This is a genomic window from uncultured Rikenella sp., assembly GCF_910577125.1.
In the GTDB taxonomy this organism is placed as follows: Bacteria; Bacteroidota; Bacteroidia; order Bacteroidales; family Rikenellaceae; genus Rikenella.
On sequence record NZ_CAJTMN010000088.1, the window covers coordinates 1 to 7,997 of the forward strand.

Consider the following 7,997-nt stretch of genomic DNA (forward strand, 5'->3'; position numbering starts at 1 on the left):
CGCGCGGCTCTTCGAGCCGCAGGGTTGCAGTCATGTTTTATTGCGTGCTTTGGGCAATCTTGTCAAAATGTGTCGGCACATTTTGACGATTTCCTACCTTAGGTGTGGTGTGCGGCTTTGTTAATGCGTTTTTGAGTCGCCCGCAGGAATTTCATCTCGGTTTTGCTCCCCGCAAAACGAGTGAAATTCCTCTTTAAGCGGGGCGGGCGACGATCGAGCTTCGAGTCGGCTGGAACTGCCCTGAGCGGGCGGCGGCCGGGTGACCCCGGCGGGACAGAGCGATGCTTGCGCATCGCTAAGGTCGCCTCGGAAAATTGGGGGTAGACACAGCCAGTAAAACACCCTGTGGGTGCCGTTTATTCCGAGAGGCAACGCAACTGAAAACCGTAGGCACGGCTGCCGGTGCCGCTGAGTTGGAGGGCTGCCGCGTTGAAATATAAAAATAGGCCGTCCGTCGTGTGGATCGTAGCAGACCAACCGGAACCGCTATTTCCGATGAGGCTGAGTGCTCCGTTGGCATGATAGCGGGAGCCCGGGGCGGAGAACGAAACGGTGCCGGAAGTACGTTGAAGGCACGGTGGACGGGCATTTCCCATCATGGCGGGAGATAACAGGCGGAGACAGGCGCGGAGGAAGCGGCCGCCGCGAACGAATGGCGAACCGAAAAGAAAGATTGAAAAGTAAAAACCAAATTATACATGAAAACTACGGGCGAGGTGATCGGCATTATTGCCAATCTGGTTACGGTCAAAACGGCGGGGCCGGTGTCGCAGAACGAAATCTGCTACATCCTGATGGACGGAGGCGTCAGACTCATGGCCGAGGTCATCAAAGTGATCGGCGATCGGGCATTTGTGCAGGTTTTTGAAAGCACCAGGGGCTTGAAAGGGGGGACGCGCGTCGAATTCGAAGGACATATGCTCGAAGCGACGCTCGGGCCGGGGATTCTGACCCGAATCTACGACGGTTTGCAGAACGACCTCAAGGCCATGGAGGGGGTATTCCTCAAGCGCGGGGAGTACAATGAACCGCTGGATTTCGAGTCCAGGTGGGACTTTACGCCGTTGGTTGCAGCTGAGAATCAGGAGGTCAGGGCGGGTGACTGGCTGGGGTGGGTGCCCGAGGGGTGGCTGCAGCACAAGATCATGGTGCCGTTCAAGATGGAGGGCGTGTATCGCCTGAAGTGGATCGCGCCGGCCGGGAACTACAAGATTACGGAGCCGATCGCCACGGTGGTGGATGAAAACGGGGTGGAACACGGGCTGTCGATGATGCAGAAGTGGCCGGTGAAGGTGCCGATCACGGCGTTCAGGGACAAACCGAGACCGTTCCGGACGATGGAGACGGGCTTCCGCGCGATCGACACGTTCAACCCGATTGCAGAAGGGGGGACGGGGTTCATTCCTGGGCCGTTCGGAGCGGGGAAGACGGTGTTGCAGCACGGGATTTCGAAGCAGGCCAATGCCGATGTCATCATTATCGCGGCGTGCGGCGAGCGGGCCAATGAGGTGGTGGAGACGTTCGTCGAGTTCCCGGAGCTGGACGACCCGAGGACGGGGCGGAAGCTGATGGAGCGGACGACGATTATTGCGAATACGTCGAACATGCCGGTGTCGGCGAGGGAGGCGTCGGTGTATACGGCGATGACGCTGGGAGAATACTATCGGGCGATGGGCTTGAAGGTGTTACTCTTGGCGGACTCGACGTCGCGGTGGGCGCAGGCTTTGCGTGAGATGTCGAACCGGTTGGAAGAGCTGCCGGGGCAGGATGCCTTCCCGGTGGACTTGTCGGCGATCATCTCGAATTTCTATGCGCGGGCGGGGTTTGTCTACCTGAATAACGGAGAGACGGGGTCGGTGACGTTCATCGGGACGGTGTCGCCGGCGGGGGGGAACCTGAAAGAACCTGTCACGGAGTCTACGAAGAAGGCGGCGAGGTGCTTCTACGCGCTGTCGCAGGCCAGGGCGGACAGTAAGCGCTATCCGGCGATCGACCCGCTGGAAAGCTATTCGAAATACCTGGAATATCCGGAAATCATCGGCTATCTGGATGAACACTACGGGGAGGATTGGGTGACGAAGGTGCTGGCTTCCAAGGCGATGGTGCAGCGGGGCAAGGAGGCGTTCGAACAGATCAACATTCTGGGGGACGACGGGGTGCCGGTGGAGTATCACGACCGGTACTGGAAGTCGGAGCTGCTGGACTTCATCATCCTGCAGCAGGACTCGTTCGACGCCACGGATGCCAACTGTCCGATGGAGCGGCAGGTATATATGTTCAATCTGGTGATGGATATTTGCGGCAGGACGTTCAAATTCAAGGATTTCGAGGAGTGCGTGGCGTACTACAAGCGGCTCATCAACGAGCTGCGGCAGATGAACTTCTCGGCGTTCGAGGGCGAGGATTTCAAACGTCACCGGGCGGCGGTGGAGGATATTCTTAAGGAACAACAGAATTAAAGGTTTACGCTTTACGACGGAATATTATGGAGACACAGGGATTTCAGAAGATATACACGCAGCTGACGGCGATTACGAAGGCGACGGTCACGCTGCGTGCCGAGGGGGCTGCGAACGACGAGCTGGCTCTCGTCGGGGGGCGGCTGGCACAGGTGGTGAAGGTGGCGGGGGATGCCGTGACGCTGCAGGTCTTTGCAGGCACGGAGGGGATTCCGACGGATGCGGAGGTGGTCTTTCTGCACCATCCGCCGGTGCTCAAGGTGAGCGATCAGCTGGCGGGGCGCTTCTTCAACGCTTACGGTGAGCCGCTGGACGGGGCGCCGATCGAGGGCGAGGAGCGCGAAATTGGGGGGCCGACGGTCAATCCGTATCGGCGGATGCAGCCGAGCGAGCTGATTGCCACGGGGATTGCGGGGATCGACTTGAATAACACGCTGGTGTCGGGGCAGAAGATTCCGTTCTTCGCGGATCCGAACCAGCCGTACAACCAGGTGATGGCCATGGTGGCCCTCAGGGCGCAGGTGGACAAGATTATCCTCGGGGGGATGGGGTTGACCAATGACGACTACCTGTATTATAAGACGGTGTTCGACAATGCGGGGGTGTTGGATCGGATCGTCTCGTTCGTGAACACGACGGATAATCCGCCGGTGGAACGCTTGCTGGTGCCGGATATGGCGCTCACGGCGGCGGAATACTTTGCGGTCGACAAGGGGGAGAAGGTCTTGGTGCTGCTGACGGACATGACGCTCTATGCGGATGCGCTGGCGATTGTCTCGAACCGGATGGATCAGATTCCGTCGAAGGACTCGATGCCGGGGTCGTTGTATTCGGACTTGGCGAAGATCTACGAAAAGGCGGTGCAGCTGCCGAACGGGGGGTCGATTACGATCCTGGCGGTGACGACGCTCAACGACGGGGATATCACGCATGCGATTCCGGACAACACGGGGTATATCACGGAGGGGCAGCTGTTCCTGCGGAACGATGCGGAGATCGGCAAGGTGATCGTCGACCCGTTCCGGTCGCTGTCGCGACTCAAGCAGCTGGTGATCGGCAAGAAGACGCGCGAGGATCATCCGCAGGTGATGAATGCGGCGGTGCGCTTGTACTCGGATGCGGCCAACGCGCGGACGAAGCTCGAAAACGGCTTCGACCTCTCGGACTATGACCAGCGCACGCTGGACTTCGCGCGGGAGTATTCGGAGGCGCTGCTGGCGATCGATATCAATATCGAAATCACGCAGATGCTGGACACGGCGTGGAAACTCTTTGCGAAGTATTTCTCGCCGAGCGAGGTGGCGATCAAGGAGGCCATACTGAAGAAGTATTGGCCCAAAAATTAATCGCTCTTTCTTGTCTTCAATCTTTGTCCTGTATGGGACTGCCGCTTTTTGAAAAAAGCGGCACCAAAAACTTTTAGATAGCTACGCTACTCCTTAGGCTCCGCAGTCCTCAGTCTTCGAGATTGCTTTTGGGTCGGGGTTGTAGCGCGCTATAAGGTTAATTTGCATTAAGCGCGCTACAACTCCCGGCCCAAAGAGAGTCCGAGAGTTGGGCCGCCGGCAGCTTTAGGATGCGAAGCATCCTCCAAAAGTCTTTTGGGTACCTTTTCTTCAGAAAAGGTACGGTTCCAGCCGGGGTAAAGAATGAATGACAAAAGAGTCGATAAAGCTTTTTGGTGAATGATCAAGTTTCAGTTCAATAAGACCGCGCTCGGCGAGCTCGGGAAGCAGCTCGCCATGAGAACCAAGGCCTTGCCTACGATCAAAAGCAAGGAGTCGGCACTGCGTTCTGAGGTCAAGAAGGCCAAAGACCGGGTGGCCGAGCTCCAGGCACAGCTCGACCGCACGATGGCCCAATACGACTATATGGTGCAGCTGTGGGGAGAGTTCGACCGGTCGCTGATTACCGTCAGGGAGGTCAGGTTCGGGGCGCAGAAGATCGCCGGGGTCGAGATACCGGTGCTCGAAGATATTCAGTATGAGGAGAAACCGTACAACCTCTTCAGTGCGCCGCTGTGGCTCGCCGACGGGATGAGGATTCTCAAGGAGCTGGCTCGGCTGGGGGTCGAAAGCGAGTTCTATCGGCGGAAGATGGAGCTGCTCGAAAGGGCCCGGAAGAAGACCACGCAGAAGGTCAATCTGTACGAAAAGGTGCAGATTCCGGGGTATCAGGAGGCGATTCGGAAGATCAAACGCTTCCTTGAAGACGAGGAAAACCTCTCGAAATCGTCCCAGAAAATTGTTAAATCCAGACTGGAAACGGAGGCTGCTTTATGATCGAACGCATGACCCGATTCAATGTCGTCCTGTATCACGGCGATGTGGAATCGTTTATGGAACGCCTGCGGGAGCTGGGGCTGGCGGATGTCACGCTCTCGGACTGGGAGCCGGATGAGGAGCAGAGGGAGCGGATGGCGCTGGCCGAACGCTATAAAAACGCTTATATGCGGCTCGGGTCGGTCAAACGCGAGGATGATGAGCAGGTGGGAGAGTTGTTGCCGTTTGCAACGGTCGAGGAGGCGGTCGAGGCGCTGGAGGGGGCTACCGAACGCATCGCGCAGCTCGAAACGCTGCGTCAAAAGGCGACGGCGGAGCTCGACGAACTGGCCATGTGGGGCGAGTTCGACCCGGCGGAAATCAGGCGCCTCAGGGAGGCTGAGGGGATCGCTCTCCGCTTTTTCGAGGTGCCGGCCAAACAGTACCGGACGGAGTGGGAGTGGGAATACCCGATTCAGGTGGTGGCGCAGAACCTGGGGGGGATGACCTATTTCGTGGTGGCGCAGCCGGTGGGCGAGGCCTCGGAAGCGATCGGGCTGGGGACGGCGGCGGTCGAGGTGCGCGCGCCGGAGATGACTTTCACGCAGAAGGAGCGGCAAATCGAGGAGTATCTGCGCGAGGAGGCGCTGAAACAGGAGGTGATCGCCCGGGCGGCGTTGTCGCGGGAGCGGATTCGGGCGGATTATGTGGAGCTGAAGAACGGGATTGCGTTCGACGAGGCGTTGCACGCGGGGACGGAGTATGCGGAGGGGACGGTGAAGGTGATCGAAGCGTGGGCGCCGACCCCCCTCAAGGCACAGGTGGAAGAGTTTCTGGACGCTCAGCCGGTGGTGTGGGCGGAGGAGGAGGCGAGGGTCGAACAGAATCCGCCGATCAAACTCAGAAACCACTTCTTCGCCCGGCTCTTCGAACCGATCGGGTCGCTCTACATGCTGCCCCAGTACAACGAAATCGACATCACGCCGTTCTTCGCGCCGTTCTTCATGCTCTTCTTCGGGATGTGCTTCGGGGATGCGGGGTACGGGATGCTGTTCATCTTGGCGATCATCCTTTTCTGGCGCAAGATTCCGGTGCGTTTTCGGGATTTTGCCTGGCTGGCGCTCTTCCTGAACATCGCGACGGTCTTCTTCGGGCTCCTGACGGGGAACTTCTTCGGAATCGAGCTGGCGAAGGTGCCGGAGCTGGTGGAGTTCAAAAAGTATATCGTCTCGAACGAAAATATGTTCAATGTCGCGGTGGGGCTGGGGGCGGCGCAGATCTTGTTCGGGATGATTCTGCGCATCTTCAACCGCTGGAAACAGAACGGGAGCTTCCTCTACGGCTTGTCGACGCTGGGGTGGGTGATTCTCTTCGTGGCGGGGGGACTGGCGCTGGGCGGAATCTTGCCGGCGGACGGGGTGCTGTTCTACGGTCTGCTGGGGGTGGCGGGGGTGCTGATCTTCTTCTTCAACTCGCCGAAGAAAAACCCGCTGGTCAATGTCGGGGTCGGGCTCTACAACTCCTACGAGATGGCCACGGGGGTGGTGGGGGACTTGGTCTCCTATGTGCGGCTCTTCGCGATCGGGCTGGCGGGGGCGATTATCGCGCAGGTGTTCAACGCGTTGTCGGTGGGGCTCAGCGGAAATATCCCGGTCGTGAGCTGGATCGTCATGGCGATTATTCTGGTGATCGGACACGGGCTGAACATCTTTATCAGCGCGCTGGGGGCGTTCGTCCATCCGGTCCGGCTGACGTTCGTCGAGTTCTACAAAAATGCGGGATTCGATGGGGGGGGACGAAAGTTCGTGCCGTTCAAACGGATCGATAAATAACCGTTCATTTGTCTGTGTCTACCCGCAGGGAACTGCCGCTTTCTTGAAAGAAAGCGGCGCAAAGAACTTTTAGATAGCTACGCTACTCCTTAGGCTCCGCAGTCCTCAGTCTTCGCGGGTCTGTCGGGCTGGGTTTCCGGTGTGGCGCGCTATTTATACGGGTAATACCTTAAGCGCGCCCACCGGGAAATCACAGCCCGACGAACAGGCCGAGAGTTGGGCCGCCGGCAGCTTTAGGATGCGTAAGCATCCTCTAAAGTTTCTTTGGTTCTTTCTGTTCACAGAAAGAACAGTACCCTCCCGGGCAAGTACAGGGAAACGAAAAGTGGAATTAAAAGAAACACAATAAAAAACAAAAAAAACAGAAAAGATTATGGAACCGATTACGTTGGCTTATTTGGGAATCGCGATCATGCTCGTATTTTCGGGTGTGGGGAGTTGCTACGGCACGACGATCAGCGGGAATGCGGCTGTCGGCGCGATGAAGAAGAACAAGGGAGCTTTCGGGAGCTATATGATTCTCTGCGCGATGCCTTCGACGCAGGGGTTGTACGGATTCCTGGGGTACTTCTTGCTGAAGGGATTTTTGACGCCGGAGATCACGATGGCGCAGGCGTCGGCGATTATTGGAGGCGGGTTGGCGCTGGGGCTGGTGAGTCTCTGGAGCTCGCTGCGGCAGGGACAGGTGGCTGCGAATGCCATTACGGCGATCGGAAACGGACATGATGTTTTCGGTAACTCGCTGATCCTGTTGGCATTCCCGGAATTGTACGCGATTCTGGGCGTGGCTGCTGTCTTCTTCATCAGTCAGGCGATTTAAGGATTGGACGTATCGTCGCATTATTGTGCCGTTTACGGGGTTTGCGTCGGAGTTGTTATGAAAACTCCGACGCTTTTGTTTTTTGAGTGAGGATCGGGGAAGACGAAATGCTGAGCTTAGGGCGCGCGGACAGAGAATAGGGGCGGTGCTTTGGGCTGAGGCTGCTGCAGCGATGCGTGAGCATCGCTCGTCCACGGGACGTGGGGCCCGCGCGGCCCGAGCGCAGTCGAAGCTCGACGCGCGCCTTGGGGAAATCTTGTCAAAACACGCAAGCGAGTTTTGACGATTCCCCTTTTCAGGCGTGGCGCGCGGTTGGTTTGAGGGTACTGCCCTTCCGCCGGGCGGGCGGTGCGTGCCGCACTCCCAATTGGCCGCCTCTACCCTAACAGGATAGAACTGCCCTCGGGCCGGGCAGGCCCCGCTTAAGTAAGGCAGTGATAACCCCAGTAAAAGCCCCTGTGGGGCCCCGCGGTGGGCGAATGGCTGTGTCGGTCTAACTCTTTGTCCTGTCCTCTGTTCGCGCATCTTGGGGAAATCTTGTCAAAACACGCAAGCGAGTTTTGACGATTCCCCTATTAAGGCGTGCGTTATGTCGCCCGCTGGAATTTCATCTCGGTTTTGCTTG

The 7,997-nt window shown here is 58.0% G+C and carries 6 protein-coding genes; 5 read left to right on the plus strand and 1 reads right to left on the minus strand.

All coding sequences use genetic code 11. From position 1 onward, the window contains the following. Positions 1-356 precede the first annotated feature (356 nt). Entirely contained in the window at positions 357-599 is a 243-nt protein-coding gene (locus tag QZ292_RS08450) for a hypothetical protein (RefSeq protein ID WP_294600524.1), read from the minus strand. A 99-nt stretch (positions 600-698) separates the two neighbouring features. On the opposite strand from QZ292_RS08450, the gene QZ292_RS08455 reads away from it, so the two are divergent. From QZ292_RS08455 to QZ292_RS08475, 5 genes are all read left to right on the plus strand, one after another. After that, positions 699-2,459: a V-type ATP synthase subunit A gene (locus QZ292_RS08455; protein ID WP_294600525.1), complete on the plus strand. Its 1,761-nt coding sequence runs from the start codon at positions 699-701 to the stop codon at positions 2,457-2,459. 26 nt (positions 2,460-2,485) lie between these two features. Further along, positions 2,486-3,805, plus strand: coding sequence for a V-type ATP synthase subunit B (locus QZ292_RS08460; protein WP_294600527.1), 1,320 nt, complete (start codon positions 2,486-2,488; stop codon positions 3,803-3,805). 339 nt (positions 3,806-4,144) lie between these two features. Further along, the gene (locus QZ292_RS08465) at positions 4,145-4,741 is read left to right on the plus strand and encodes a V-type ATP synthase subunit D (protein WP_294600529.1); all 597 of its coding nucleotides are present in this window, start codon (positions 4,145-4,147) and stop codon (positions 4,739-4,741) included. Then, positions 4,738-6,552: a V-type ATPase 116kDa subunit family protein gene (locus tag QZ292_RS08470; RefSeq protein WP_294600532.1), complete on the plus strand. Its 1,815-nt coding sequence runs from the start codon at positions 4,738-4,740 to the stop codon at positions 6,550-6,552. The genes QZ292_RS08465 and QZ292_RS08470 overlap by 4 nt, the downstream gene beginning before the upstream one ends. 373 nt (positions 6,553-6,925) lie before the next feature. Next, positions 6,926-7,372 carry a V-type ATP synthase subunit K gene (locus tag QZ292_RS08475; protein WP_294600533.1) on the plus strand — a complete coding sequence of 149 codons (447 nt, stop codon included), beginning with the start codon at positions 6,926-6,928 and terminating at the stop codon, positions 7,370-7,372. Positions 7,373-7,997 lie beyond the last annotated feature (625 nt).